Source organism: Aeromicrobium terrae (assembly GCF_008039565.1).
GTDB lineage: Bacteria > Actinomycetota > Actinomycetes > Propionibacteriales > Nocardioidaceae > Aeromicrobium > Aeromicrobium terrae.
Genome location: NZ_VDUX01000008.1, coordinates 52,926 through 78,774, shown reverse-complemented (window position 1 = coordinate 78,774; position 25,849 = coordinate 52,926). Strand labels below are relative to the sequence as shown.

Annotated in this window: 26 protein-coding genes; 13 read left to right on the top strand and 13 right to left on the bottom strand. The window is 71.7% G+C overall.

The genetic code is table 11. The features are described from left to right. Positions 1-58 precede the first annotated feature (58 nt). Positions 59-934, top strand: a complete 876-nt coding sequence (locus FHP06_RS14710) for a LysR family transcriptional regulator (protein WP_147687555.1) — start codon at positions 59-61, stop codon at positions 932-934. Here FHP06_RS14710 and FHP06_RS14705 read toward each other — a convergent pair. Continuing rightward, positions 931-1,437, bottom strand: coding sequence for a 2'-5' RNA ligase family protein (locus FHP06_RS14705; RefSeq protein ID WP_230973532.1), 507 nt, complete (start codon positions 1,435-1,437; stop codon positions 931-933). The two genes, FHP06_RS14710 and FHP06_RS14705, sit on opposite strands and share 4 nt — an antisense overlap. Before the next feature lie 41 nt (positions 1,438-1,478). After that, positions 1,479-2,504 carry a tryptophan--tRNA ligase gene (gene trpS, locus FHP06_RS14700; protein WP_147687554.1) on the bottom strand — a complete coding sequence of 342 codons (1,026 nt, stop codon included), beginning with the start codon at positions 2,502-2,504 and terminating at the stop codon, positions 1,479-1,481. Positions 2,505-2,546: 42 nt separating this feature from the next. Between trpS and galK the strand changes: the two genes are divergently transcribed. From galK to purU, 5 genes are read left to right on the top strand one after another with little or no spacing between them, the layout of a single operon-like run. Next, on the top strand, positions 2,547-3,614 hold the full coding sequence (galK, locus tag FHP06_RS14695; RefSeq protein ID WP_147687553.1) for a galactokinase: 1,068 nt from the start codon (positions 2,547-2,549) through the stop codon (positions 3,612-3,614). After that, positions 3,611-4,453, top strand: coding sequence for a prephenate dehydratase (locus FHP06_RS14690; protein WP_147687552.1), 843 nt, complete (start codon positions 3,611-3,613; stop codon positions 4,451-4,453). Before galK ends, FHP06_RS14690 begins: the two co-directional genes overlap by 4 nt. Then, positions 4,450-5,547, top strand: a complete 1,098-nt coding sequence (locus FHP06_RS14685) for a GNAT family N-acetyltransferase (RefSeq protein WP_147687551.1) — start codon at positions 4,450-4,452, stop codon at positions 5,545-5,547. Before FHP06_RS14690 ends, FHP06_RS14685 begins: the two co-directional genes overlap by 4 nt. A gap of 39 nt (positions 5,548-5,586) precedes the next feature. Further along, the gene (locus tag FHP06_RS14680; RefSeq protein WP_147687550.1) at positions 5,587-7,104 is read left to right on the top strand and encodes an MFS transporter; all 1,518 of its coding nucleotides are present in this window, start codon (positions 5,587-5,589) and stop codon (positions 7,102-7,104) included. A 1-nt stretch (position 7,105) separates the two neighbouring features. Then, positions 7,106-7,951 (top strand): formyltetrahydrofolate deformylase, encoded by an 846-nt coding sequence (gene purU / locus FHP06_RS14675; protein WP_147687549.1) that lies wholly within the window; start codon positions 7,106-7,108, stop codon positions 7,949-7,951. On the opposite strand, the gene FHP06_RS14670 is transcribed toward purU, so the two are convergent. Together FHP06_RS14670 and FHP06_RS14665 are read right to left on the bottom strand one after the other, a co-directional pair. Then, entirely contained in the window at positions 7,948-8,901 is a 954-nt protein-coding gene (locus tag FHP06_RS14670) for a succinylglutamate desuccinylase/aspartoacylase family protein (protein ID WP_147687548.1), read from the bottom strand. The genes purU and FHP06_RS14670 overlap by 4 nt on opposite strands. After that, positions 8,901-9,401: an ATP-dependent zinc protease family protein gene (locus tag FHP06_RS14665; RefSeq protein WP_147687642.1), complete on the bottom strand. Its 501-nt coding sequence runs from the start codon at positions 9,399-9,401 to the stop codon at positions 8,901-8,903. The genes FHP06_RS14670 and FHP06_RS14665 overlap by 1 nt, the downstream gene beginning before the upstream one ends. Between FHP06_RS14665 and rimK the strand changes: the two genes are divergently transcribed. The 3 genes from rimK to FHP06_RS14650 all read left to right on the top strand — a co-directional run bounded on the left by rimK (position 9,400) and on the right by FHP06_RS14650 (position 11,585). Next, positions 9,400-10,647: a 30S ribosomal protein S6--L-glutamate ligase gene (rimK, locus tag FHP06_RS14660; protein ID WP_147687547.1), complete on the top strand. Its 1,248-nt coding sequence runs from the start codon at positions 9,400-9,402 to the stop codon at positions 10,645-10,647. The genes FHP06_RS14665 and rimK overlap by 2 nt on opposite strands. 96 nt (positions 10,648-10,743) lie before the next feature. Further along, entirely contained in the window at positions 10,744-11,154 is a 411-nt protein-coding gene (locus FHP06_RS14655; protein ID WP_147687546.1) for a hypothetical protein, read from the top strand. A gap of 38 nt (positions 11,155-11,192) precedes the next feature. Then, positions 11,193-11,585, top strand: coding sequence for a hypothetical protein (locus tag FHP06_RS14650; RefSeq protein WP_147687545.1), 393 nt, complete (start codon positions 11,193-11,195; stop codon positions 11,583-11,585). Here FHP06_RS14650 and FHP06_RS14645 read toward each other — a convergent pair. Beyond that, positions 11,546-12,739 (bottom strand): MFS transporter, encoded by a 1,194-nt coding sequence (locus FHP06_RS14645; protein ID WP_230973530.1) that lies wholly within the window; start codon positions 12,737-12,739, stop codon positions 11,546-11,548. The genes FHP06_RS14650 and FHP06_RS14645 overlap by 40 nt on opposite strands. 80 nt (positions 12,740-12,819) lie before the next feature. Here FHP06_RS14645 and FHP06_RS14640 point away from each other — a divergent pair, with 80 nt between their 5' ends. Next, the gene (locus tag FHP06_RS14640; RefSeq protein WP_222706500.1) at positions 12,820-13,986 is read left to right on the top strand and encodes a winged helix DNA-binding domain-containing protein; all 1,167 of its coding nucleotides are present in this window, start codon (positions 12,820-12,822) and stop codon (positions 13,984-13,986) included. On the opposite strand, the gene FHP06_RS14635 is transcribed toward FHP06_RS14640, so the two are convergent. Beyond that, complete coding sequence (locus FHP06_RS14635) at positions 13,983-14,537, bottom strand: GNAT family N-acetyltransferase (protein ID WP_147687544.1); 555 nt, start codon at positions 14,535-14,537, stop codon at positions 13,983-13,985. The genes FHP06_RS14640 and FHP06_RS14635 overlap by 4 nt on opposite strands. Further along, entirely contained in the window at positions 14,530-16,743 is a 2,214-nt protein-coding gene (locus FHP06_RS14630; RefSeq protein WP_147687543.1) for an NADP-dependent isocitrate dehydrogenase, read from the bottom strand. The genes FHP06_RS14635 and FHP06_RS14630 overlap by 8 nt, the downstream gene beginning before the upstream one ends. An 83-nt stretch (positions 16,744-16,826) precedes the next feature. Between FHP06_RS14630 and FHP06_RS14625 the strand changes: the two genes are divergently transcribed. Next, on the top strand, positions 16,827-17,816 hold the full coding sequence (locus FHP06_RS14625; protein WP_147687542.1) for a malate dehydrogenase: 990 nt from the start codon (positions 16,827-16,829) through the stop codon (positions 17,814-17,816). Positions 17,817-17,983: 167 nt separating this feature from the next. On the opposite strand, the gene FHP06_RS14620 is transcribed toward FHP06_RS14625, so the two are convergent. Both FHP06_RS14620 and FHP06_RS14615 read right to left on the bottom strand, forming a co-directional pair. After that, a complete protein-coding gene (locus FHP06_RS14620; protein WP_187271959.1) occupies positions 17,984-18,262 on the bottom strand; it encodes a DUF3017 domain-containing protein in 279 nt (92 codons plus the stop codon). Then, complete coding sequence (locus FHP06_RS14615) at positions 18,259-19,119, bottom strand: bifunctional methylenetetrahydrofolate dehydrogenase/methenyltetrahydrofolate cyclohydrolase (protein ID WP_147687638.1); 861 nt, start codon at positions 19,117-19,119, stop codon at positions 18,259-18,261. The genes FHP06_RS14620 and FHP06_RS14615 overlap by 4 nt, the downstream gene beginning before the upstream one ends. Positions 19,120-19,184: 65 nt before the next feature. On the opposite strand from FHP06_RS14615, the gene FHP06_RS14610 reads away from it, so the two are divergent. After that, complete coding sequence (locus FHP06_RS14610; protein WP_147687541.1) at positions 19,185-19,781, top strand: TetR/AcrR family transcriptional regulator; 597 nt, start codon at positions 19,185-19,187, stop codon at positions 19,779-19,781. A 4-nt stretch (positions 19,782-19,785) separates the two neighbouring features. On the opposite strand, the gene purH is transcribed toward FHP06_RS14610, so the two are convergent. From purH to FHP06_RS14595, 3 genes are read right to left on the bottom strand one after another with little or no spacing between them, the layout of a single operon-like run. After that, positions 19,786-21,348, bottom strand: coding sequence for a bifunctional phosphoribosylaminoimidazolecarboxamide formyltransferase/IMP cyclohydrolase (purH, locus tag FHP06_RS14605; RefSeq protein ID WP_147687540.1), 1,563 nt, complete (start codon positions 21,346-21,348; stop codon positions 19,786-19,788). Beyond that, positions 21,345-21,947, bottom strand: a complete 603-nt coding sequence (gene purN / locus FHP06_RS14600; RefSeq protein WP_147687539.1) for a phosphoribosylglycinamide formyltransferase — start codon at positions 21,945-21,947, stop codon at positions 21,345-21,347. Before purN ends, purH begins: the two co-directional genes overlap by 4 nt. Further along, positions 21,856-23,061 (bottom strand): cell division protein PerM, encoded by a 1,206-nt coding sequence (locus FHP06_RS14595; protein WP_147687538.1) that lies wholly within the window; start codon positions 23,059-23,061, stop codon positions 21,856-21,858. The genes purN and FHP06_RS14595 overlap by 92 nt, the downstream gene beginning before the upstream one ends. Before the next feature lie 70 nt (positions 23,062-23,131). Between FHP06_RS14595 and FHP06_RS14590 the strand changes: the two genes are divergently transcribed. Beyond that, complete coding sequence (locus FHP06_RS14590) at positions 23,132-24,946, top strand: SigE family RNA polymerase sigma factor (protein WP_147687537.1); 1,815 nt, start codon at positions 23,132-23,134, stop codon at positions 24,944-24,946. Here FHP06_RS14590 and sucD read toward each other — a convergent pair whose 3' ends face one another. Further along, positions 24,947-25,843 carry a succinate--CoA ligase subunit alpha gene (gene sucD / locus FHP06_RS14585; protein WP_147687536.1) on the bottom strand — a complete coding sequence of 299 codons (897 nt, stop codon included), beginning with the start codon at positions 25,841-25,843 and terminating at the stop codon, positions 24,947-24,949. Positions 25,844-25,849 lie beyond the last annotated feature (6 nt).

Sequence of the window (25,849 nt, the reverse complement as noted above, 5' to 3'; positions counted from 1 at the left end):
AGTCATTGTGAGGCTCCCTTTCATAGCCTCCGTCTATCGACGCGTAGGATGCCGTTTCGTGCAGGTCCAACAGCTCGCCTACTTCGCCGCCGTCGCCCGGACGCGCCACTTCACCCAGGCCGCCGAGCTCGTCGGCGTCGCCCAGCCCACGCTCTCCAAGCAGATCCGCGTGCTGGAGAACTCGCTCGGCACCGCGCTGTTCGTGCGCAACCGCGGGGCCATCGAGCTGACCAGTGCCGGTGAGGCCCTGCTCCCCCACGCCGAGCGCATCCTGATCGACGTCGAGAGTGCCGAGCGCTCCGTGCAGGAGGTCACCGGGCTGCGTCGCGGCCGGGTCCGGCTCGGCGCCACCCCGTCGCTGTGCGACGGACTGCTGCCGGACATCCTGACCAGGTTCCACGCGACGCACCCGGACATCGACCTCGAGATCCAGGAGGCCGGGTCGCGCGTCCTCACCCGCGAGCTGCTGCAGGGCGAGCTCGACCTGGCGCTGCTGATCGTCCCGCCGCGCGGGTCGGACCAGATGGCCGGGCTGGAGACCACGCCACTGCTCCGGGAGAGCCTCGTGCTCGCCAGCCCCGGCGACGCCGAGCTGCCCGACGCGCTCGAGGTGTCGGACCTGCGCGACCTGCCGCTGGTGATGTTCCGCGAGGGCTACGACCTGCGCGAGGTGACCCTGCGGGCCTGCGCGTCGGCCGGCTTCACCCCGCGGCTGGCCGTCGAGGGCGGAGAGATGAGTGCCGTGCTGCGGTTCGTCGAGGCCGGTCTCGGGCACGCCGTCGTGCCGGAGATGGTCATGGGCCGGCGCCCCGGCCTGCGCGCCACCGCACTGACCAAGCCGTCGCTGCGGCGCGAGATCGCGCTCGCGAACCGGCCGGCGGCGCTCCAGCTCGCCGCCCTGGCCTTCCGGGACGAGCTGCTCGCGTCCTTCTAGTGGCCGCCGAGAGCGAACCGGTGCTGCGGGACCCAGCCGGCCTCGTCCTCGTGCAGGTAGAGCGCGAACTCGGTGACGTCGAACGCGCAGGCGTAGTCGCGCAGGGAGTCGTCGGCCCGGTCGAGTGCGGCGTCGTCCAGGTGGTGGGCCACCGTGACGTGCGGGTGGAACGGGAACTCCGGGTCCGGACCGCCGAGGGTGCTGCGGACGTGCGAGGCCAGGATCTCGGTCTCGGAGATGCCCTGGCTGACCGCCACGAACACCACCGGCGACACGGGCCGGAACGAGCCCGTGCCGCGCAGCTCCATCCGGAACGGCGAGACGAGGGCTGCGGCGCCGTGCAGGCGGTCGCGGACGTCGTCGAGCGCCGCCTCGTCGACGTCGTGCGGCGGCATGAGGGTCACGTGACTGGGGACGCTCTCCGCGAGCGGGTCGCCGAAGCCGGCGCGGGCCTCCTGGAGCTGAGTGCCGTAGGGATCCGGGACCGCGATCGCGACACCCATTCGGACCAGCCGCCCACGGCCCGGCACCCCCGCCGACTCGCTCATTTCGCCGGCAGGAATCCCGAGCGGTCGTACACGGTGGCGAGCGTCGTGGCGGCGACCTCGCGGGCCTGCGCCGCACCGTGCGCCAGGATGCGGTCGAGCTCGGCCCGGTCGCCCAGCAGCTCGCGGGTGCGCTCCCCGAACGTGCCGACGAAGTCGGCCACCAGGTCGCCGAGCGCCACCTTGAAGTGGCCGTACTGCTGGCCGTCGAACTCCGCGACGATGTCGTCGATCGACCGGTCGGTGAGCGCCGAGAAGATCAGGAGCAGGTTCGAGATGCCGGGCTTCTCCACCGGGTCGAACCGGATCTCCGAGCCGGAGTCCGTGACGGCCGAGCGGATCTTCTTCGCCGCCTTCTTCGGGTCGTCGAGCAGGTCGACGACGCCGTTGGGCGACGACTGCGACTTGCTCATCTTGGCGCCGGGCTCCTGCAGGTCGTAGATCTTGGCGGTCGCCTTCAGGACGTACGGCTCGGGCACGGTGAACGTCTCGCCGAAGCGGTGGTTGAAGCGCTGCGCGAGGTTGCGGGTGAGCTCGACGTGCTGCCGCTGGTCCTCGCCCACCGGGACCTTGTCGGCCTGGTACAGGAGGATGTCCGCCGCCATGAGGATCGGGTAGGTGAACAGCCCGACGCTCGCGGACTCCGAGCCGCCCTTGGTGGTCTTGTCCTTGAACTGCGTCATGCGGCTGGCCTCGCCGAAGCCGGTGATGCCGCCGAGCACCCACGCGAGCTGGGCGTGCTCGGGCACCTGGCTCTGGACGAACACGGCGCTGCGCTCGGGGTCGACCCCCGCAGCGAGCAGCTGCGCCGCGGCGACGTACGTGCGCTCTCGAAGGGCCGCCGGGTCGTACTCGATGGTGATCGCGTGGAGGTCCGGGATGAAGTAGAACGCCTCGAAGTCGTCCTGGAGCGCCACCCACTGCTTGAACGCCCCGAAGTAGTTGCCGAGGTGGTACGAGTCGGCGGTCGGCTGGGCGCCGGAGAGCACCCGTGGCCTCGAGGGGGCATCAGGCATGCTGTGCATTCTGCCAGGCCAGTCCAGGTCTTCCGCCCGTAGGCTCACGCCATGGCTGACGTGCGCACATGGCGGATCCCGGGGCGGGTCAACCTCATCGGGGAGCACCTCGACTACTCCGGCGGACCGGCCCTCCCGTTCGCCATCGACCGCGGTCTGACGCTCAAGGCGCGGGCTCGCGACGACGACACGGTGAACGTGTGGAGTGATGGGCGCAAGGCGTCGTTCACCGTCGGGGAGTCGACCGATGACTGGGCGGCTCTGGTCGCCGGGGTGGTGCGGGCGGTGCCGGGTGCCCGCGGCGCCGACCTGGTGGTGGAGTCCGACCTGCCGGTCGGCGCGGGGCTGTCGTCGTCGGCAGCGCTCACGTGCGGCGTGGCGAGCGCGCTCGACGAGCTCGGGTCGCTCGGGCTGAGCCGGATGGACGTGGCGAAGGCGTCGCAGCAGGCCGAGCACGAGACGTCGGGGGCACCGACCGGGCTGATGGACCAGCTCGCCGTGCTGCACGGTCGCGCCGGGCACGCGGTGCTCGTCGACTGCGCCACCGACCCGCCGTCCGTGCGCGAGGTGCCGATCGACGTCGAGGCCGACGGCCTGGCCCTCGTCGTGATCGTCACCGGGGCGTCGCACGAGCACGGCACCAGCGGCTACGCCGACCGTCGGCGTGAGTGCGAGGAGGCCGCGGCCCTGCTGGGGCTCGACCACCTGGCTGAGGCGGGGCCGGACGCGATCCTGCGGATCGAGGACGAGACCCTCAAGGCCCGCACGCGGCACGTCATCACCGAGACCGCGCGAGTCCGCGGGGCGCTGCGGGCGGTCGAGTCCGGTGCGTGGACCCAGCTCGGCACGATGCTCACCGCGTCGCACGCGTCGCTCCGCGACGACTTCCAGGTCAGCTGCGCCGAGCTGGACGTCGCCGTCGACGCCGCGCTCGAGGCCGGCGCGCTCGGCGCCCGCATGACCGGCGGCGGCTTCGGCGGCAGCGCCGTGGCGCTCGTGCCGCAGGACCGGGTCCGGCCCGTGCGCGAACTGGTGGAGCAGCGCTACGACTCCGTCGGCTGGCCGGCGCCGGACATCTTCGTCGTCCACCCGTCCGACGGTGCGAGACTAGAGGCGTGACCGCACGACGCATCGCGTACCAGGGCGAGCCCGGCGCCAACTCCCACATCGTGTGCAAGCAGCACTACCCCGAGTGGGAGGCCGTGGCCTGCGCGTCGTTCGAGGACGTCTTCGCCGCCGTCGAGAACGGTGACGCCGAGCTCGCGCTGATCCCGATCGACAACTCGATCGCCGGCCGCGTCGCCGACATCCACCACTTCCTGCCGACGTCCGGGCTGCACATCATCGCCGAGCACTTCCTGCGCATCCAGTTCAACCTCATGGCGGTGCCGGGCTCGAGCCTCGAGACCATCAAGACGGTGCACAGCCACGTGCACGCGCTCGGACAGTGCCGTCGCGTCATCCGCGAGCACGGCCTGACACCGATCATCTCCGGCGACACCGCCGGCGCCGCGCGCGAGATCGCCGACGCGCAGGACGTCACGCAGGCCGCCATCGCGCCGCCGCTCGCCGCCGAGATCTACGGCCTCGAGATCCTCGCCGAGGACGTCGAGGACGAGGACCACAACACCACCCGGTTCGTCGTGCTGTCGCCGGAGATGGTGGAGGCGCCCCGCGGCCAGGGTCCCGTCGTCACGAGCTTCATCTTCAACGTGCGCAACCTGCCGGCGTCGCTCTACAAGGCGCTCGGCGGCTTCGCCACCAACGGCGTCAACATGACCAAGCTGGAGAGCTACATGGTCGGCGGCGAGTTCACCGCCACCCAGTTCCTCGCCGAGGTCGACGGCCACCCCGAGGACATCGGGGTCAAGCGGGCGCTCGAGGAGCTGACCTTCTTCACGACCGAGGTCAAGATCCTCGGCGTCTACCCGGCCGACCCGTTCCGCGCCGAGGGATGACCCTTGCTTGGCCTCTGAGCGTCCCGGTCCTGACCGACGGGGTCGTCACGCTCCGCGCGCACGTCCGCGCCGACGTCGACGCGATGCTCGAGATGGCCCAGGACCCCGAGATGGTGCGCTGGACGTCCGTCCCGGAGGAACAGACGCGCGCGGGTACCGAGGAGTTCGCGTTCGCCGTCATCCCGAAGGGCTGGGACCAGGGCACGAACCGGTGCTGGGCCATCGAGGCCGACGGCGGGTACGTCGGCAACGTCGACGTCCGCGGGATGCCGATCGCCGACATCGGCTTCGCCCTCCACCCCTCGGCTCGCGGACGTGGCCTGATGGTGCGGGCCGTCCGGCTCGCCACCGACTGGGCCTTCACCCACGGCGGCGTCGAGATCGTCCACTGGCGGGCGCACGTCGGGAACGTCGCGTCGCTGCGCGTGGCGCACCGGACCGGCTTCACCTTGCACGGCATCACGCCGGGGATCCTGCACGAGCGCGGTCAGGTGATCGACGCGTGGACGGCGTCGCGGCGGTTCGGCGACGCCCCACTGCCCGACGTGCCGTGGGCCGAGGCGACAGCCCTGGAGACCGAACGGCTCCGGCTGCGACCGCTCCGCGACGACGACACCCCGCGGATCGTCGAGGCCTGCTCCGATCCTGCGTCGCGGCAGTGGCTGCGGAACCTGCCGCACCCGTACACGACGGAGTCCGCACGGGAGTTCCTGCACGACGTCAGCTGGCGCGAGGCGCGCGGCACCAAGATCACCTGGGCGGTCGCGGACCGGGCCGACGACCAGCTGCTGGGCACCGTCGCCCTCATGAAGCTGCACAGCCCCACGGACGCGGAGGTCGGCTACTGGATGCACCCGGACGCCCGCGGGCGCGGGATCATGACCGAGGCCGTCCGCGCCGTCGTCCAGCACGCGTTCGACCCGGCCGGGCTCGATCGGCACCGGGTGTCCCTCCACGCCGCTGCCACCAACGCGGCGAGCAACGGGGTCGCGGTCGCGGCCGGCTTCCGCCTCGTCGGCACCGAGACCGCGGCCGAGCAGCTCGGCGACGGGACCTTCGACGACCTCAACACCTACGAGGTTCTGCGGCCCTGAGCAGCGATGTGTTGGCGGACAGGAGCAGAATCGCTTCCCATGACCGTCCGCGAACCTGACGCCACCACCGACCAGCCCGCCGGGGTGAACCCCTGGCCCGCCCTCTGGGCGATGGTCATCGGCTTCTTCATGATCCTCGTCGACAACACCATCGTGTCCGTCGCGACGCCCGCCATCCTCGACGACCTGAAGACCGACGTCGGCAGCGTCATCTGGGTCACCAGCGCCTACCTGCTCGCGTACGCCGTGCCGCTGCTCGTCACCGGCCGGCTCGGCGACCGGTACGGCCCCAAGAACGTCTACCTGATCGGGCTCACGATCTTCACCCTGTCGTCGCTGTGGTGCGGGCTCACCGGTTCGATCGAGATGCTGATCACCGCCCGCGTCGTGCAGGGCCTGGGCGCGTCGATGATGACCCCGCAGACCATGGCCGTCATCACCCGCACGTTCCCGGCCGCCAATCGCGGCAGCGCCATGGCGCTCTGGGGCGCCACGGCCGGCATGGCCACCCTGGTCGGCCCGATCCTCGGCGGCGTGCTCGTCGACGGCGCCGGCTGGGAGTGGATCTTCTTCATCAACGTCCCGGTCGGGATCGTCGGTTTCGTCATGGCCTGGCGTCTGGTGCCGTCGCTGGAGACGCACTCGCACACGTTCGACTGGGTGGGCGTCGGCCTCAGCGCCGTCGGCATGTTCTGCCTGGTGTTCGGGATCCAGGAGGGCGAGAAGTACGACTGGGGCACGATGACCGGCATCATCTCGGTGCCGCTGCTCATCGCGCTCGGGCTCCTCATCCTCGCCGCGTTCCTGTGGTGGCAGAGCCGGATCCAGCGCGAGCCGCTCGTGCCGCTCGGCCTGTTCCGCGACCGCAACTTCTCCCTGGCCAACGCCGGCATCTCGCTCGTCTCGTTCGCCATCACGTCCATGGCGCTGCCGTTCATGTTCTACGCGCAGGCGGTGCGCGGTCTGAGCCCCACCAAGTCGGCGCTGCTGCTGGTGCCGATGGCCCTGGTCACCGGCATCCTGGCGCCGTTCGTCGGCCGACTCACCGACCGGCTGCACCCGCGCTACCTGGTCGGCACCGGATTCGCCGCGTCGTCGGTGGCACTGTTCTGGCTGATCCAGGTCACCACCGTCGGCAGCGCCGTCTGGGAGATCCTCGTGCCGATGGCCCTGTTCGGCGTCGGCAACGCGTTCCTCTGGGCGCCACTGTCCGCCACCGCCACCCGCAACCTGCCGATGGCGTCGGCCGGGGCGGGAGCGGGCGTCTACAACACGACGCGCCAGGTGGGTGCGGTGCTCGGCAGCGCGGCCATCGCGGCGCTCATGGAGGCCCGTCTGTCCGCCAACCTGCCGAGCTTCTCCGGCTCCATGGAGGGCGCCCAGACGGCCGGGCAGAAGCTCCCGGCAGAGGTCGCCGGGCCGTTCGCCGACGCCATGGCGCAGTCGGTGGTCCTGCCGGCCGTCGCGCTGGCTCTCGGGCTGATCGTCGCCGCGATGTTCGCCCGGCCGGCCCACGCGACCCGGCCGGCGGCACCGGCTCCCGCCGCGGAGGCCTAGCGTGCCGCCCACCTTCGTCCTCACGCTCTCGTGCCCGGACCGGCCCGGACTGGTCTACGCGGTCACGCGGTGGATCGCCGAAGGTGGCGGCAACATCCTCGACAGCCAGCAGTTCACCGACACCAGCGACGGTGAGTTCTTCCTGCGGGTCCACTTCGAGACCGGTCAGGACCTCGAGGCCCTGCGCACCGGGATGCAGCCGGTGGCGCAGGAGCACTCGATGGACGTCACGATCGTCGAGGCCGAGCGGCCGCTGCGCACCCTGGTCATGGCGTCGAAGGACGGGCACTGCCTCAACGACCTGCTGTTCCGGCAGTCCACCGGCGGACTGAACATCGTCGTGCCGGCCGTGGTCTCGAACCACGCCGACCTCGAGCGCCTCGTGGCTCGCTTCGATGTTCCGTTCCACCACGTGCCGGTCACGCCGGAGTCCAAGCCGGCGGCCGAGGCCCGCCTGCTCGAGCTCGTCGACGAGCTGGACGTCGACCTCGTCGTCCTGGCTCGCTACATGCAGGTGCTCTCCGACGCCACGTGCACCGCGCTCGCCGGCCGCGCCATCAACATCCACCACAGCTTCCTGCCGAGCTTCAAGGGCGCACGCCCGTACCACCAGGCGCACGACCGCGGCGTGAAGCTCATCGGCGCCACCGCCCACTACGTCACCAACGACCTCGACGAGGGCCCGATCATCGACCAGGGCGTCCTGCGGGTGGACCACCGCATGACCCCCGCCGACCTCGCCCGCGCCGGCCGCGACGTCGAGTCGCAGACCCTCTCCCGGGCGGTCCAGCTGCACGCCGAGTCCCGCGTCCTCCTCAACGGCCCCCGGACCGTCGTGTTCGCCTAGTCCCGCTCGGCGATGTGCACCACGGCGTCGCCGCTGTTGACCAGGGGCGCCTCGGTGCGGCCGACGACGATGCCGGTGCGGTCGGCGTGGACGAGGCGGACGCGGCGGCCGAACGAGTCGGACAGGCCGCCGAGACGCTGGCCCTGCTCGACCTCCTGGCCGAGGTGCACGTCGAGGTGCAGGATTCCCGAGCCGCGGGCGCGGACCCAGCCGCTGCGGTCGCACGCGACGCTCGGGGGTGGATCCTCCCCGGGTTCGGCGTCGATCATGTCGAGGCGCGCGAGCACCCGGCGGACGCCGTCCACCCCGGCGTCGACGGCCCAGTCGTCGAAGCGGCGGGCCTCGCCGGCCTCGTAGAGCAGCACCGTCGCGCCGTGCTCGCGGGCGGCGTGCCGCAGCGAGCCGTCGCGCAGCCGGGCGTTCAGCATGACCGGGGCGGCGAACGCCTCGGCGAGGTCACGGGTGCGCGGGTCGTCGAGGTCGGCGCGGATCTGCGGGAGGTTGGAGCGCTGGTCGGAGCCGGTGTGCAGGTCGATGCCGACCTCACACTTGGCCACCACCTCGGTCATCATCAGGTGCGCGATGCGGGCGGCGAGCGAGCCGCGGGGGGAGCCGGGGAACGAGCGGTTGAGGTCGCGGCGGTCGGGCAGGTAGCGCGAGCCGATCATGAAGCCGTGCACGTTGACGATCGGCACCGCGATGAGGGTCCCGCGCAGCGTCTTCGCCGACAGGCCGGCGAGCACCTGCCGGATGACCTCGACGCCGACCACCTCGTCGCCGTGGATGGCCGCGTTCACCCAGACCGTCGGTCCGTCCTCGCGGCCGTGCAGCACCCGGACGGGCAGGTCGACGTCGGCACCGGTGACGAGGCGGGTGATGGGCAGGGCGAGGTCGCGCGCCGCACCGGCCCGGACGCGCACCGACCCGATGGCGAAGGACTCACGCACCATCAGCGGCCCCGGTTCTTGCGACGCTCGCGCTTCTTCGGGCGGCCGCCGAGGTACGACCGGCCGGGGTCGACGACGTAGGCGCCGCGCAGCGCCTCGCGGCCGATCAGCATGCGGAACCCCATCTCGTCGCGCCGGCTCAGGGTGACTTCGGCGGTGACCGCGCGGCCCACCAGCTCGACGTCCATCAGCACCACGACCCGCTCCTCGATGTGTCCGGACGAGCTGCGCACGCGACGCCGGTCGTGCACCGGCAGCTCGGCCTCGACGGCGTCGTCGGACGACCGCTGCCACGGCTGTACCCGGAATCGCACGCAGTCCTCGCCGTCGCGCACGACCTCCTCGATGTCGAAGGCGTGCAGGGCCGACGAGCGGGCCCCGGTGTCGAGCTTCGCCTTCATCCACGGGACGCCGAGGTCCGGGAGGCTCACCCACTCGCGCCATCCGGCAACGATGTTTGAATGAGGTGGTGACACAGGCCCATCCTCGCAGGCACACCGCATGAAGCTCGCCATCCTCTCCCGGTCGCCCCGCGCGTACAGCACCCAGCGACTCCGAGCGGCGGCCCTGGACCGGGGCCACGAGGTGAAGGTCCTCAACACGCTGCGCTTCGCGATCGACCTGTCCGACGACGAGCCCGACCTGCAGTACCGGGGCAAGCAGCTGTCGCACTACGACGCCGTCCTGCCGCGCATCGGAAGCTCCATCACGTACTTCGGCACCGCGGTGGTGCGGCAGTTCGAGCAGATGGACGTGTACACGCCGAACACGTCGTACGGCATCGCGAACTCCCGCGACAAGCTGCGGGCCACGCAGATCCTGTCGCGGCACAACATCGAGATGCCGGCCACCACGTTCGTCCGCGACCGCAAGGACGTGATCGCGGCGATCGAGCGGGTCGGCGGCGCCCCCGTGGTCATCAAGCTGCTCGAGGGCACCCAGGGCATCGGCGTCATTCTCGCCCCGACCATCAAGGTGGCCGAGGCGATCATCGAGACGCTGCAGAGCACCCGCCAGAACGTCCTGATCCAGCGCTTCGTGAAGGAGAGCAAGGGTCGCGACATCCGCGCCCTCGTCGTCGGCGACCGCGTCGTGGCGGCGATGCGACGGACCGCCCAGGGCGACGAGTTCCGCTCGAACGTCCACCGCGGCGGCACCGTGGAGCGGGTGGAGCTCGACGAGGCGTACGAGGAGGCCGCCGTCCGCTCGGCGCAGATCATGGGACTGCGCGTCGCCGGCGTCGACATGCTCGAGGGCCGGCGCGGACCGCTCGTCATGGAGGTCAACTCCTCCCCCGGACTGCAGGGCATCGAGGAGGCCACGAAGCTCGACGTCGCGGGAGCGATCATCGACTACGTCGACAACCAGGTCGCGTTCCCCGAGATCGACGTGCGGCAGCGGCTGACGGTCTCCACCGGCTACGGCGTGGCCGAGATCGTCGTCCAGGCGGCGTCCGACCTCGTCGGCACGACCCTCGACGACTCCGGCCTGCGCGAGCGCGACATCACGACCCTGACCGTCCACCGCGGCACCCGGGTCATCCCGAACCCGCGCGGCTCGCTGGAGCTGGAGGCCGGCGACCGGCTGCTGTGCTTCGGCAAGCTCGAGGAGATGCGGTCCATGATCCCGACCCGCCGGCAGCGCCGGACCCGGGTCAAGCGGCTCACGAACAAGGCGATCCAGGAGGCCGCGGGCGACGACTCGCCGCGTCCTCCCAGCCGCACCGAGCCGGACGGCCCGTCGTCCTGATCCCGACACCTCAGCATCTCCACAGGTGACGCCCAGCGTCGTCACAGGGTTCGGAGTCACCGTTCGAAGGGACACCCCCTGAAGAACGGAACCATCATGGACAGATCGACAGCAGTACGGATCGGCATCGCCGGCATCGTGGCGAGCCTCGGGCTCGCGGTCGGCGGCGTGGCCCTGGCCTCGGCCGACAGCGACGGCCCGGACCTGGGCGTCCACCCCGGCGCACCTCACCGTGCCGAGCGCGGGGACCTGGCGAAGTCGCTGGCGAAGGAGCTCGGGGTCTCCGAGAGCAAGGTCAAGGACGCGCTCGACGCCGTGCGCGACCAGCACCGCCCCGGCCGCGTCGACCGCGACGAGGTGCGCAAGGAGGTCCGAGCCGACCTGGTGAAGCCCCTCGACAAGGCCGTCGAGGACGGGACCCTGACGAAGGCCGACAAGGCGTCGGTGCTGAAGGCGTTCAACGCCAAGATCCTCGGCGGCGGCTTCGGGAGGCCGGGCCCACGCTGAGGGCGCCCGGCAGCGGTGTCGGCGGCTACTGTGACGGCATGGAGCAACCCGTCAGCGCAGCCGTCGGCGCCGTGGCCGGCGTCGGGACCGACGTCCTCGTCGAGAAGCTGGCGCCGAGGCACCGCACGCTCGCACTGGCCGCCGGGCTCGTCACCGCCGCCGCGATCTACCCGATCGCGCGGCGCAGGCGGTCGTTCGGCGGACCGCTGCTGCGCGAGGTCGCGGGGCTCGTCGCCGCAGGCGCCGTCGCGTCGATGGCGGCGCAGGAGCGGTCCACGCGCACCCGTAACCTCGTCGCCGCCGGCTGGGCCGCGCACGCGGCGTTCGACATGCTGCACGACCCGGGACGCGACTCCGCCATCCCGAGCTGGTACCCGGCGATGTGCGCCGGCTACGACCTCGCGGTGGCCGGGCGGCTCGTCACGGCCTGAGTCCGGAGGCCGGCCGCGAAGATCAGCAGGCCGAGCACGGCGAGACCGGCACCCACGACGCTCGGCGCCCGGTAGCCCCACCCGGCGTCGATGACGACCGCGCCGACCCACGCCCCGAGGCCGTTGGCCACGTTGAGCGCGGAGTGGTTGAGCGCGGCGCCGAGCATCTGCGCGTCGCCCGCCGCGTGCATAAGGCGCATCTGCAGCGTGATGGCGAGCACCGACCCCAGCACGCCGATGACGAAGACCAGGGCGGCGGCGCTCGCCGGGGTGCCGGCCGTCATGGACAGCACGACGAGGGTGGCGGCCAGCGCGACGAACCCGGCCAGCACCGACCGCTCGACGTCCCAGTCGGCCAGGACCCCGGCCAGCCACGAGCCGAGCACCGACCCGACGCCGAAGAAGAACAGGAACCACGGGATCGCCGACCGCGAGAGCTCGGTGACGTCGGTGACGATGGGCCCGACGTAGCTGTACATCGCGAAGACGCCGCCGAAGCCGATCATGCCGGCGGAGACGGCGAAGAGGACCTGCGAGCACTTCAGCGCCTGGAGCTCACCCCGGACGGACGCGCCAGGGTTGCCGGGCGCGTGCGGCACGAACGCCAGCACGAGCGCGCCGGCCACGACGGTGATGCCGAGGACGAGCCAGTAGGCGCTGCGCCAGCCCAGGTTCTGCCCGAGCCACGTGCTGGCGGGCACGCCCACGACGGTGGCGACCGAGAGGCCGAGCATCACCCGGCTCACCGCACGCCCCCGACGCTCCGGCGTCACCAGCGACGCGGCGAGCAGTGACGCGACGCCGAAGTAGGCGCCGTGCGGCAGGCCCGCGATGAACCGAGCGCCCATGACCTGCCAGTACCCGTGGGCGAGGGCGGTCAGCGCGTTGCCGACGCCGAGCGCCAGGACGAGCCCGACGGCCAGCTCGCGCCGCGGCAGGCGGGCGGCGAGCGACACGATGACCGGGGCGCCGACCACGACGCCGAACGCGTACGCGGTGATGATGTGGCCGGTGCGCGGGATCGACTCGTCGATGCCCTCGGAGATGTCCTGCAGCAGGCCCATCGTGACGAACTCCGTGGTGCCGATGGCGAACCCGCCAAGAGCCAGCGCGAGGATCGCGAGGCCGGCGTGGGAGGCGCGGATGCGTCGCACGGTCTCGAGAGTCGTCACGTGGTGGTCAAGACCACTGGTCGGCGCACTATTCCGTCGGCGGGCAGTGACAGGCTGGGCCCGTGCGCCACATCACGCCCGACGAGCGCCGAGCGCGACTCGGTGTCCGTCATGCTCTCGCCGCGCCCGCCCCCGATGTCGTCGAGGCCGCTCGCGCGGTGGTGGCGCTGCACGGCACGGATCCCGCCACCACGGTCCTGTCGGCGCTCGCCCGGACGGACGGTGCCTCCCCCGCCGACATGGAGCGGACGCTCTACGACGACAAGGCGCTCGTCCGCGTGCTCGCCATGCGCCGCACGGTGTTCGCCGTGCCGCGCGAGAACGCCACCGTGGTGCTGGCCGGCGCCGGCGACGTCGTCGCGAGACAGCAACGGACACTGCTGGCCAAGATGCTCGTGGAGTCGGGCGTCACCGCCGACCCGGAGCCGTGGATCGAGAAGGCCGAGGCGGCCGCCCTGGCCGTCATCGCCGAGGCCGGCGAGGTCACCGGCCCCGAGCTCGCCGCCGCCGACCCCATGCTGGGCTCGCGGGTGAAGGCCGGGTCGGGCAAGTGGTCGGCCGAGGTGAGCGTCGCCAGCCGGCTGCTGACGCTGATGTCGGCCGACGGCTCGGTGATGCGCGCCCGGCCGCGCGGCGGCTGGACGTCCACCCAGTTCCGGTGGTCCACCGCCGAGGCCTGGCTGGGCCCCGTCGAGCGACCCGACACCGCGGATGCGGCGGCGCAGCTGGCCCGGTGGTGGATGGAGCGGTACGGGCCGGCCACCCCGGACGACCTGCAGTGGTGGACCGGCTGGACCAAGTCGCGCACGAAGGCGGCGCTCGAGACGCTCGACCTGGTCGAGGTCGAGCTCGACCAGGGCCCCGGCGTGGTGCTCGCGGACGACGTCGAGCCGGTGGAGGCTCCCGCCTGGGTCGCCCTGCTGCCCGCGCTCGACCCGTCCTCGATGGGCTGGAAGCACCGCGACTGGCTGCTGGGCGAGCACCGCGAGCAGGTCTACGACGCCAACGGCAACGCCGGACCCACCGTGTGGGTCGACGGCCGGATCGTCGGCGGCTGGGCCCAGCGCGACGACGGCGAGGTCGTCACCCGCGTGCTGGCCGATGTCGGGCAGGAGGCCACGCACGCCATCGCCGCTCGGGCGGCCGACCTCACCGAGATGCTCGGCGAGGTTCGGCTCAAGGCCCGCGCCCGCGGCTGGACCGAGGTGGAGAAGGCGCTGCGCGGCTAGGGAACGGCCGGTCCGGCCGGCCGGTCGTTGAGGATCCGCTGGAACAGCACCTGGTCCTGCCACTCCCCCGCGATGTAGAGCATCTGCGGCGCGCGGCCGAACTCGACGAATTCGTGACGGCGCAGCACGGCCTGCGACGCGGCGTTCTCCGGCAACGTCGCGGCCTCGAGCCGATGCAGCCCGAGGTCGTCGGCCCGGTCGATCGCGTGCTGCACCATCGCACCGGCAATCCCGCGGCCGACGTGGGTGGCGGCGACCCAGTAGCCCAGGCTCGCCGACAGGAGGACGCCGCGGATGATGTTGTTGACGTTCAGCCGGGCGACCACGCGGTCGCCCTCGAGCACGACCCATGCCTCGACGAGGCCGTTCTCGACCGCCATCAGCTGACGGGTGATCTCGATGCGCTGACCCGCGTCGGTGAAGAAGTCGGGCGAGCGCCGCGGCTCCCACGGAGCGAGGTGCTCCGCGTTCACCCGGTACGCCTCGGCGAGCGCCGAGGCGTCCTCGAGCCGTACCCGCCGCAGCTCGAGGCCGTCCAGCGCGTCAGGCAAGGGTCGCGAGGATCCCGTTGAAGGTCTCCGACGGGCGCATCACGGCGCTCGCCTTGGCGTCGTCGGGCCGGTAGTAGCCGCCGATGTCGGCGGGCGAGCCCTGCACGGCGAGCAGCTCCTCGGCGATCGCCGACTCGTTCGCGGCGAGGTCCTCGGCCACCTTCGCGAAGGCCGCGGCGAGGTCGGCGTCCTCCTGTTGCGACGCAAGCTCCTGCGCCCAGTAGAGCGCCAGGTAGAAGTGGCTGCCGCGGTTGTCGATCTCGCCGGCCTTGCGGCTCGGCGACTTGTTCTCCTCCAGGAACGTGCCGGTGGCGCGGTCCAGGGTGTCGGCGAGGATCTGCGCGCGGGCGTTGCCCGTGGTGGTCGCGAGGTGCTCGAAGCTCGACGCGAGGGCGAGGAACTCGCCGAGGCTGTCCCAGCGCAGGTGGTTCTCCTTGACGAGCTGCTGCACGTGCTTGGGAGCCGACCCGCCGGCGCCGGTCTCGAACAGGCCGCCGCCGTTGATCAGCGGCACGATCGACAGCATCTTCGCGCTGGTGCCGAGCTCGAGGATCGGGAACAGGTCGGTGTTGTAGTCGCGCAGCACGTTGCCGGTGACGCTGATGGTGTCCTCGCCCTTGCGGATGCGCTCGAGCGAGAACGCGCACGCCTCGGCCGGGGGCATGATCTCGATCTGCAGGCCGTCCGTGTCGTGCTCAGGAAGGTATTGCTTCACCTTCTCGATCAGGTTCGCGTCGTGGGCGCGGGTCGGGTCCAGCCAGAAGACGGCCGGGGTGTCGGACGCGCGGGCGCGAGTGACGGCGAGCTCGACCCAGTTGCGGATCGGCACGTCCTTGGTCTGGCAGGCGCGCCAGATGTCACCGGCCTGCACGTCGTGCTCGACCAGGACGTCGCCGGCCGTGTTCACGACCTGCACGACGCCCTCGCCGCCGATCTCGAACGTCTTGTCGTGGCTGCCGTACTCCTCGGCGGCCTGCGCCATCAGGCCGACGTTGGGCACCGAGCCCATCGTGGTGGGGTCCAGGGCGCCGTTCGCGCGGCAGTCGTCGATCACGGCCTGGTACACGCCGGCGTAGCTGCTGTCGGGGATGACGGCGAGCGTGTCGGCCTCCTCGCCGTCCGGGCCCCACATGTGGCCGGACGTGCGGATCATCGCGGGCATCGACGCGTCGACGATGACGTCGCTCGGCACGTGCAGGTTGGTGATGCCGCGGTCCGAGTCGACCATCGCGAGCGCGGGTCCGTCGGACAGCCCCTGTTCGATGGCGGCCTTGATCTCGGCACCGTTCTGGACCTTCTCGAGGCCGGTCAGGATCGAGCCGAGGCCGTCGCTCGGGCTGAGGCCCGCGGCCGCGAGCTCGTCGCCGTACTGGTCGAAGACGGCCGGCAGGAACGCCTTCACGACGTGGCCGAAGATGATCGGGTCCGAGACCTTCATCATCGTGGCCTTCAGGTGGACCGAGAAGAGCACGCCCTCGTCCTTGGCCCGCTGCACCTGCTCCGTCAGGAAGGCGTCGAGGGCGGCGGCCCGCATGACCGTGCCGTCGACGACCTCGCCCGCGAGCACCGGGACCGACTCCTTGAGCACGGTGACCGTGCCGTCGGGCGCGACGTGCTGGATGGTCAGGGTGTCGTCGGACTCGAGGACGACGGACTTCTCGTTGGAGCGGAAGTCGTCGGCACCCATCGTGGCCACGTTGGTCTTCGAGTCCGGGCTCCAGGCGCCCATCGAGTGCGGGTGCGAGCGCGCGTAGTTCTTGACCGACGCCGGGGCGCGGCGGTCGGAGTTGCCCTCGCGGAGCACCGGGTTGACCGCGCTGCCCTTCACCGCGTCGTAGCGGGCGCGGACGTCGCGGTCCTCGTCGGTGGCGGGGCTGTCCGGGTAGTCGGGCAGCGCGTAGCCCTGGTCCTGCAGCTCCTTGATGGCCGCCTTGAGCTGCGGGATGGAGGCGCTGATGTTGGGCAGCTTGATGATGTTGGCCTCGGGCGTCTTGGCCAGCGCCCCGAGCTCGGCCAGCGCGTCGTCGATGCGCTGGTCCTCGGGCAGACGGTCGGCGAACTGGGCGATGATGCGGCCGGAGAGCGAGATGTCGCGCGTCTCGACGGCGACCCCGGCGGTGGAGGCGTACGCCTCGATGACCGGGAGGAACGAGTACGTCGCCAGCAGCGGCGCCTCGTCGGTGTGCGTGTAGATGATCGTGGCCATGACGTGAACTTATCCGACCGGCGCGGAGGGCCCGGAGGGGCTGCGCTAGTTTCGGATGGTCCCCAGATGCTAGGAGCGTTTACGTGAGCACCACCCCCGTCAAGGTCGCCGTCACCGGCGCGGCAGGCCAGATCGGCTACAGCCTTCTCTTCCGCATCGCGAGCGGAGCCCTCTTCGGCCCCGACACCCCGGTGCAGCTGCGTCTGCTGGAGATCACGCCGGCGCTCAAGGCGCTCGAGGGCGTCGTGATGGAGCTCGACGACTGCGCGTTCACCACCCTCGACTCCGTCGAGATCGGCGACGACGCCAACACCATCTTCGACGGCGCCAACCTGGCGCTCCTCGTCGGCGCCCGCCCGCGCACCAAGGGCATGGAGCGCGGCGACCTGCTCGAGGCCAACGGCGCGATCTTCACCGCGCAGGGCAAGGCCCTCAACGAGGTGGCCGCCGACGACATCCGCATCGGCGTCACCGGCAACCCGGCCAACACCAACGCGCTCATCGCCATGTCGAACGCCCCGGACATCCCGAAGGAGCGGTTCAGCGCCCTCACGCGCCTCGACCACAACCGCGCCCTCTCGCAGCTGGCCGCGAAGACCGGCTCCAAGGTCGCCGACATCACCAAGATGACGATCTGGGGCAACCACTCGGCCACCCAGTACCCGGACGTGTTCCACGCCGAGATCGGCGGCCGCAACGCCGCCGAGGTCGTCGACGACCGCGACTGGATCGAGAACGACTTCATCCCCACCGTCGCCAAGCGCGGCGCCGCCATCATCGAGGCGCGCGGTGCGTCCTCGGCCGCGTCCGCCGCGTCGGCCACCATCGACGCCGCCCGCGACTGGCTGCACGGCACGCCGGAGGGTGACTGGGCCTCCATGGCCGTCGTGTCCGACGGCTCCTACGGCGTCCCCGAGGGCCTCATCTACTCGTACCCGGTCACCACGTCGAACGGCGACTGGGAGATCGTCCAGGGCCTCGAGATCGACGAGTTCAGCCGCGGCAAGATGGACGCCACCGCCGCCGAGCTCGTCGAGGAGCGCGACGCGGTCAAGGAGCTCGGGCTGATTTGAGACGCACCGAGCGCGCCCAGCGCGCGAGCGTGCGGCCAGGTCGAGTGCGTCACGCCGAAGGCGTCCGTCGTATCGAGACCCGGTGAGGGTTCAGGCTCGCTGCTGACGTGGTCTCGATACACCTGCTCGCGCTGGCGCTCGCAGGCACTCGACCACCGGTGGTCCGCTCATCCCGCTGGCCCCGGCGGCACGACGACCGCCAGGAGCACCAGGCTGACGCCGAGGGTGCCGGTCCAGAAGATGTCGAAGGCCTTGCTGCGCACGCGCAGCATGCCGACGTGGTTGGCCGGCACCACCAGGCGGGCGATCGCGCCCACCACGAACGTGCTGCCGACGGTCAGCAGGCCGGCGCGCCACGGGCCGGCGATCACGAGCACCAGGCCGACGAAGACCCCGACGAGCAGCAGCAGGTAGATCTGCGACCCACGGCTGCGCGGGAGTCTCACAGCCTGGCCTCGGCCTCGTCGACGACGTTGCTGAGCAGCATCGCCCGGGTCATCGGGCCGACGCCGCCGGGGTTCGGCGCGACCCAGCCGGCCACGTCGTGCACCGACGGGTGCAGGTCGCCGACGATCTTGCCGTCCTCGTCGCGGCTCACGCCGACGTCGAGCAGCGCGGCGCCGGGCTTGACCATGTCCGCGGTGATGATGCCGGGCACGCCGGCGGCGGCGATGACGATGTCCGCGCGGCGGGTCTCCGCGGCGAGGTCCTTCGTGCCGGTGTGGCAGAGGGTGACCGTGGCGTTCTCGGAGCGACGCGTCAGCAACAGGCCCATGGGCCGGCCGACGGTGATGCCGCGGCCGACGACCACGACGTTGGCCCCGGCGATCTCGACGTCGTGGCGGCGCAGCAGCTCGACGATGCCGCGCGGCGTGCACGGCAGGGGCGCGGGCTTGCCCAGCACCAGCCAGCCGAGGTTGGTCGGGTGCAGGCCGTCCGCGTCCTTGGTGGGGTCGATGCGGCCGATGATCGCGTTCTCGTCGATCCCCTTCGGCAGGGGCAGCTGGACGATGTAGAGCGTGCACGCCGGGTCGGCGTTCAGCCGGTCGACGGCGTCCTCGACCTCGGCCTGCGTCGCGGTGGCGGGCAGCTCGACGCGGATGGACTCCAGCCCGACCTCGGCGCAGTCCTTGTGCTTGGCGTTGACGTACCACCGGCTGCCCGGGTCGTCGCCGACGAGGATCGTGCCCAGCCCGGGCACCACGCCGCGCTCGCGAAGAGCGGCGACCCGCGTGGTGAGCTCGGTCTTGATGGCGGCTGCGACCGCCTTGCCGTCGAGGATCTGCGCCGTCCTGTGCTGCATCTCGTGCTCCGCCACGGGTCGAGTCTGTCACGATGCTTGTCAGCACCATCACGTGAGGGAGAACCATGGCCAGCCGAGCCCAGCTCGCCCAAGGACGCAGCCGCCAGCGCCGCGAGGAGCTGCTCGCGGCCGCCATCGAGCTGTTCGCCGAGGGCGGCACGCGTGCCGTCACCCACCGGGCCGTCGCACGCCGCGCCGGGCTGCCCCCGGCCACCACCACGTACTACTTCGCGTCCATCGAGGACCTGCTGCGCGAGGCGTTGGCCGCGCACATCGAGCAGTGGTCGGAGACCATGCAGGCGATCACCGCCGTCGAGCGCGAGATGGCGGCCAGCGCCGCCGACGTCACCGAGCTCGTGCGCCACGCGTTCACCGTCCGGACCCCGGAGGTGGCGGCCCGCGAGCTGTCGATCTTCCTCGCGGCCTGCAAGGACCCGATGCTCCGCGCCAGCGCGGCCGAGGCGCTCACCGCCTTCGAGGCGTTCGCCGCACGACTCCTCGCCCGCTTCGGCGCCGAGGACCCCCAGGGCGTGGCGGCGTCCGTCATCGCCCTCATCGCCGGTGGCGCCGTGCGGCGCCAGTCCGGTCAGTACTCCGACGCCGAGGAGGCGCGCCTGCTGGTCCAGGCGATCGGGCGCCTCACCGGCGTCACGCTGCCCTGACGCGTCAGTGGAAGAAGTGCCGCGTGCCGGTGACGTACATCGTGATGCCGGCCGCCTGAGCAGCCTCGATCACGGCGTCGTCGCGGATGGAGCCGCCCGGCTGGACGATCGCCCGCACGCCCGCGTCGAGCAGGATCTGCGGACCGTCGGGGAACGGGAAGAACGCGTCGGACGCGGCGACGGACCCTGAGGCCCGCTCCTCCCCCGCACGCTCGACCGCGAGGCGGCACGAGTCGACGCGGTTGACCTGCCCCATGCCCACACCCACCGAGGCGCGGTCCTTGGCCAGCAGGATCGCGTTCGACTTCACCGAGCGGACGGCGGTCCAGGCGAACGCGAGGTCGGCCAGCGTGGCCTCGTCGGCCGGGTCGCCGGCCACCAGCGTCCACGTCGACGGGTCGTCGCCCTCGGCCTGCATGCGGTCGACCTGCTGCACGAGCACGCCGCCGCTGATGCCGCGGAACTCGATCGGGTCGGGGTGGGCGTCCGCGGGGACGCGCAGGATGCGCAGGTTCTTCTTGCCCTGCAGCACCTCGAGAGCGCCGTCCTCGTAGTCGGGAGCCACGATCACCTCGGTGAACACCTCGGCGACCTGCTCGGCCATCGCGACGGACACCGGACGGTTGGCCGCGATGACGCCGCCATAGGCGGACACCGGGTCGCAGGCGTGCGCCTTCGCGTGGGCGGAGCCGACGTCGTCACCGACGGCGATGCCGCACGGGTTGGCGTGCTTGATGATCGCCACGGCCGGCTCGTCGAAGTCGTAGGCGGCCCGGCGCGCGGCGTCGGTGTCGACGTAGTTGTTGTACGACATCTCCTTGCCGTGCAGCTGCTCGGCAGCCGCCAAGCCTCCACGCCAGTGGCGGTACATCGCGGCCGGCTGGTGCGGGTTCTCGCCGTACCGCAGCACCGCGCCCTTCTCCCACGTGGCGCCGGTGAAGTCGGGGAAGAACGACCCGTCCTCGGGCTGCGTGTAGGCCGAGGCGAACCACGACGCCACGGCGACGTCGTACGACGCGGTGTGCGCGAACGCCTGCGCGGCGAGCCGCTTGCGCTGCTCGAGGGTGAAGCCGCCGTCGGCGAGGGCCTTGCGGACGTCGTCGTAGGCCGACGGGGACACGACGACCGCCACGCTCGGGTGGTTCTTGGCGGCCGCTCGCACCATCGACGGACCGCCGATGTCGATCTGCTCGACGCACTCGTCCGGCGTCGCGCCGGACATCACGGTGTCGCGGAACGGGTACAGGTTGACGACCACCAGGTCGAACGGCTCGACGCCGAGGTCGGCCAGCTGGCTGACGTGGGACTCGAGCCGCAGGTCCGCCAGGATGCCCGCGTGCACCTTCGGGTGCAGCGTCTTGACGCGCCCGTCGAGGCACTCGGGGAACCCGGTGAGCTCCTCGACCGGCGTCACCGGGACTCCGGCGCTCTCGATGGTCTTGGCGGTGGAACCCGTGGACACGATCGAGACGCCGGCGGCGTGCAGGTCGCGGGCGAGGTCCTCGAGGCCGGTCTTGTCGTAGACCGAGACGAGGGCTCGCTTGACGGGGCGGATGGTGTCGCTCACGGGGTCTCTCCTGTGCTGGCTTCCCGCACGAGCCGGCCGATCCAGTCGACCAGCATCGTGCGCTCACTGACCTTGATGCGTTCGTGCAGGGACTCGACGTCGTCGTCGTCGAGGACCGGCACCGCCACCTGGGCGATGATCGGTCCGGTGTCCACGCCGGCATCGACGACGAACAGCGTCGCGCCGGTGACCTTCACCCCGAACTCGAGGGCGTCCTTCGGGGCCTGCATGCCCGGGAACGACGGGAGCAGGGACGGGTGCGTGTTGACCGTGCGGCCGCCGAACAGCGCGAGGAACGCCGGCCCGACGAGCTTCATGAACCCGGCGAGCACCACGAGGTCGGGCTGGTGGTCCTCGACGGCCTCGGCGAGGGCGACGTCCCAGGCCGCGCGGTCGGGATGGTCGGCGGTGCGCACGACAAACGTGCGGATGCCCGCCCGCTCGGCGCGCGCCAGACCCTCGATGCCCTCGCGGTCGGCGCCGACGGCGACGATCTCAGCCCCGTAGTCAGCCGACGTCGTCGCGTCGATCAGCGCTTGGAGGTTGGTGCCGCCACCGGAGACGAGGACGACGAGGCGAGCCGAGGGCACGGCCGCCACGATAGTGCGCCAGCACGGCGCCCAGAGCACCGCCCACGGCGAGCACGGGGACCGCCACCAGGAGGGGCGTGAACGCGGGTGGCCCGGCGTCCGCCATGCGTCCCGGCCCGATGCCGCCGGACGACAGCAGCACGGCCAGCCCGACCAGGAACCCGGCCACCGCGCCGGCCGCAGCACCGAGCCCGAGGCGACGAAGGAGCGCCTGGTCGTCGGTCGACTCGTACGGGGTGCGGAATCCCGCCGCGATCCCGGCGGCCAGCGGGACGAGCCCGAGGACGAAGACCCAGCCGGCGAACTCCCCCGGCGCGGGCAGCGCCGCGAGGAGTGGGAAGCCCGGCACCTGGCCGAGCTGGGCACCGGTCAGGTCGACGGAGGTGTCGGTGCCGAGCGCGAAGCCGGGACCGAGGAGGACCGAGACGGTCCACAGGACTCCCGTGGGCACGGCGAGCAGCGTCACGACGGCCAGGGAGACCCCACCCCAGAACCCGGGGTTCAGCATCGCCCAGAGGTCACCGGCACGATCGAGGTGGACGACGAGGAGCGCGGTCAGCAGCACCGCCGACGAGCCGACAAGCGTCACGACGCCCCAGCCCGCCCCGCGGACCACCGCACGCACGTCGGAGCGGTCGGTGAACCACAGCGCGTCGGTGCGGCCGTGCCGCAGGCTCGCGCCCAGCGCGGCACCGACGCCGCCGACGGCGAACGCCCCGAAGGCCGCCCGCACCACGGACGTCCGCACCTCCGAGGTCTCGGTGACGGCGGACAGGATGGCCGCGGCGACGCCGTGGGCCCCCGCGACGGTGGCCGCGAACGGTCCGAGCTCGTCGACCGGGTCGGCGCAGATCCACGCCGCCGACTGCGCGACGAGCGCGGCGACGAGCACCGACGCGCCGAGCGGGACGAGCGAGATCGACGTGCCCTGCACCTCGATGCCCGACCCCTGCGCCACCAGCCAGCCGCGGACCGCGGTGCGGGCCAGACCGGCCGCGGAACCGTCGATGCCGGCCCGCCCGAGGACGCTGATCAGGGCACTGACCGCCAGCCCGAGGACCACCGCCACCCCCGCCGTGAGGAACGCCGCCCTCAGGTAAGGGGTCTCCGGAGCCTCAGGCACCCGTCCATGGTCCCTGTAAAGTCGGGCTGTTGCGTTCAGGCACGCCGACCGACCGGAGGAGGGCAGCACGATGACTCGCGTCGACGAGTTCACGAGCTTCTACACCTCCACCTCCGCCTCCACCCTCCGGGCGACGTACGCCCTGTGCGGCGACCGCCAGGTGGCCTTCGAGGCCACCGTCGACGCCTACCGCCGCGCCTGGCGCGACTGGACGAAGATCCGCGACCACCGCCCCCTCGCCTGGGTGCGCAACGAGGCCTGGCGGCTCACGGCGCTCAGCCGCGGCACGCACCCGCTGCGCCGCAAGCACGAGGAGGACGCCGACGTCGAGCTCCTTGAGGCGCTCGGCGACATGCCGATCGACGACCGCCGGCTCATCGTCCTGCTCACGCTCGGGCAGACCGACCTCGTCGAGGCGTCCCGCGAGGTGGGCGTCCCCGCCGAGCACGGCATGGAGACGGTCACCACCGCCCTCGACGTCCTCGAGAAGCGGCTCGGCCAGCCGCTCGAGCAGCTCGAGGAGCGCATGCACGCGCTCGGCACGGTCACCCGGCAGATGCAGATGCCACCGGCGGAGACCATCCGGCACCGCGCCCAGATCGGCCAGCGCCGCAACACCCTGCTCCTGGTCGCCGCGGCCGTCGCCCTCGTGCTGGGTGGCGGGTTCCTGGTCACCGACGGCGACGCTCTCGCCAGCCGCGCCGACCTGCCGCACCGCCAGAAGATCGGCGACGAGGGCCCCGACGTCGTCCTCGAGGCCCAGAAGATCGGCACCGACGACCTCCTCACCAGCGCGCAGGTGAAGAAGCTCGACCCCGCCCGCACGTGGCGCGTGGTCGACACCAACGACGACCTCGAGGACAAGACGCCGTACGCCACCTGCCCCACCAAGCGGTTCGCCAACAGCGACCCGCTCAAGGCGTACGTCCGCACCTACGAGGTGAAGGGCGGCACCAACGAGCGCGTGGCGCAGGCGATCGAGGTGTCCCGCAGCACCGACGAGGCCGACGACGCGTTCCGCCGGCTCGTCCGCTGGTACTCCGACTGCGAGCACCCTCGGGTGCAGCTCGTCGGCTCCTACGTCGTCAAGCGCCCGTTCGGCGACTTCCGCATCCTGCGGCTCCGCTCGTACCGCTCCCCCGAGCGCACGTTCACCGTCGGGTTCAGCCACTCCGGCACCGTCGCGAGCACCGTGGTGCACGAGGTCGACGGCGCCACCGGGCCGGAGATCGAGACGTTCGCGCAGACGCTCAACGACTCCGTCGCGCGGGTGTGCAAGGAGAGCGGCGGCCGGTGCAGCGACGACATCGAGGTGTTGTCGGCCAACCCGCCGCGCACGTCGGAGGCGCCGCAGTTCCTCGGCATCGTCGACCTCCCGCCCATCGCCGACATCGACAAGGTCTGGGCCGGCGTCGACTCCCCGGAGCGTGGCATCAACCCGGCCGCCACGCAGTGCGACCGCGCGTCGTTCAAGAGCAAGGACGTCCGCCGCTCGCAGTCGCGGGTGTTCGTCATCCCCGAGGCGCGTGAGCTGCCCCAGGAGTTCGGCGTGGCCGAGACGGTCGGGCAGTTCCGGTCCGTCACGACGGCCAAGAAGTTCGTCGCCAAGATCACCGACCGCGTGAAGAAGTGCGAGGACGACAGCCTGTCGGCCCGGGTCGACCAGAAGATGTCGGTCACCTCCGGCGAGGCCAAGGGCACGGTGTGGCGCGTCGGCCTCGAGGTCACGAAGAAGTCACGCATCTACTATCGCGTGGCCCTCGTGCGACGAGGCGCCGACGTCGCCCAGGTGACGTTCACCCCTGCGGGGAGCTACGACATCAGCCAGAAGGTGTTCAGCACCCTGGCCGCCCGGGCGGGTCAGCGCCTCGTCTACATGCCCTGATCAGGCGTTCTTGAGGATCTCCCGCATCAGCTCGGCGGTCTCCGACGGCGTCTTGCCGACCTTGACCCCGGCGGCCTCGAGGGCCTCCTTCTTGGCCTGGGCGGTGCCCGACGAGCCCGACACGATGGCGCCGGCGTGGCCCATGGTCTTGCCCTCCGGAGCGGTGAAGCCGGCCACGTAGCCGACGACCGGCTTGGTGACGTTGGCCTTGATGAACTCGGCCGCCCGCTCCTCGGCGTCGCCGCCGATCTCGCCGATCATGACGATGGCCTTGGTCTCGGGGTCCGCCTCGAACGCCTCGAGGGCGTCGATGTGGGTGGTGCCGATGACCGGGTCGCCGCCGATGCCGATGGCGGTGGAGAAGCCGAAGTCACGCAGCTCGAACATCATCTGGTAGGTCAGCGTGCCCGACTTGGAGACCAGGCCGATCGGGCCCTTGCCGGCGATCGTCGCGGGCGTGATGCCGGCCAGCGCCTCGCCCGGCGTGATGATGCCGGGGCAGTTCGGGCCGATGATCCGGGTGCTGCTGTTCTGCGAGTAGGCGTAGAACTCGGCGGTGTCCTGCACCGGCACGCCCTCGGTGATCACGACCAGCAGGCCGATGCCCGCGTCGATGGCCTCGATGACCGCGTCCTTCGTGAACGCCGGCGGCACGAAGACGACCGACGTGTCGGCGCCCGTCTCCTGCATGGCCTCGGCCACGGTGCCGAACACCGGCAGCTCGACGTCGTTGCCGTCGGCGTCGACGTGGCTGACCGTCGTGCCGGCCTTGCGCGCGTTGACGCCGCCGACGATGGACGTGCCCGCCTTCAGCATCAGCGCGGTGTGCTTGGTGCCCTCACCGCCGGTGATGCCCTGGACGATGACCTTGGAGTCCTTGTTCAGGTAGATCGACATGTTCCG

What these genes read in the sequence shown, in the direction of transcription:
- FHP06_RS14705 (WP_230973532.1), bottom strand. Translation starts at nt 1,437, where the DNA reads ATGGGTGTCGCGATCGCGGTCCCGGATCCCTACGGCACTCAGCTCCAG.
- trpS (WP_147687554.1), bottom strand. Translation starts at nt 2,504, where the DNA reads ATGCACAGCATGCCTGATGCCCCCTCGAGGCCACGGGTGCTCTCCGGC.
- galK (WP_147687553.1), top strand. Translation starts at nt 2,547, where the DNA reads ATGGCTGACGTGCGCACATGGCGGATCCCGGGGCGGGTCAACCTCATC.
- FHP06_RS14685 (WP_147687551.1), top strand. Translation starts at nt 4,450, where the DNA reads ATGACCCTTGCTTGGCCTCTGAGCGTCCCGGTCCTGACCGACGGGGTC.
- FHP06_RS14680 (WP_147687550.1), top strand. Translation starts at nt 5,587, where the DNA reads ATGACCGTCCGCGAACCTGACGCCACCACCGACCAGCCCGCCGGGGTG.
- FHP06_RS14670 (WP_147687548.1), bottom strand. Translation starts at nt 8,901, where the DNA reads ATGGTGCGTGAGTCCTTCGCCATCGGGTCGGTGCGCGTCCGGGCCGGT.
- rimK (WP_147687547.1), top strand. Translation starts at nt 9,400, where the DNA reads ATGAAGCTCGCCATCCTCTCCCGGTCGCCCCGCGCGTACAGCACCCAG.
- FHP06_RS14665 (WP_147687642.1), bottom strand. Translation starts at nt 9,401, where the DNA reads ATGCGGTGTGCCTGCGAGGATGGGCCTGTGTCACCACCTCATTCAAAC.
- FHP06_RS14655 (WP_147687546.1), top strand. Translation starts at nt 10,744, where the DNA reads ATGGACAGATCGACAGCAGTACGGATCGGCATCGCCGGCATCGTGGCG.
- FHP06_RS14650 (WP_147687545.1), top strand. Translation starts at nt 11,193, where the DNA reads ATGGAGCAACCCGTCAGCGCAGCCGTCGGCGCCGTGGCCGGCGTCGGG.
- FHP06_RS14630 (WP_147687543.1), bottom strand. Translation starts at nt 16,743, where the DNA reads ATGGCCACGATCATCTACACGCACACCGACGAGGCGCCGCTGCTGGCG.
- FHP06_RS14615 (WP_147687638.1), bottom strand. Translation starts at nt 19,119, where the DNA reads ATGCAGCACAGGACGGCGCAGATCCTCGACGGCAAGGCGGTCGCAGCC.
- FHP06_RS14610 (WP_147687541.1), top strand. Translation starts at nt 19,185, where the DNA reads ATGGCCAGCCGAGCCCAGCTCGCCCAAGGACGCAGCCGCCAGCGCCGC.
- FHP06_RS14590 (WP_147687537.1), top strand. Translation starts at nt 23,132, where the DNA reads ATGACTCGCGTCGACGAGTTCACGAGCTTCTACACCTCCACCTCCGCC.
- sucD (WP_147687536.1), bottom strand. Translation starts at nt 25,843, where the DNA reads ATGTCGATCTACCTGAACAAGGACTCCAAGGTCATCGTCCAGGGCATC.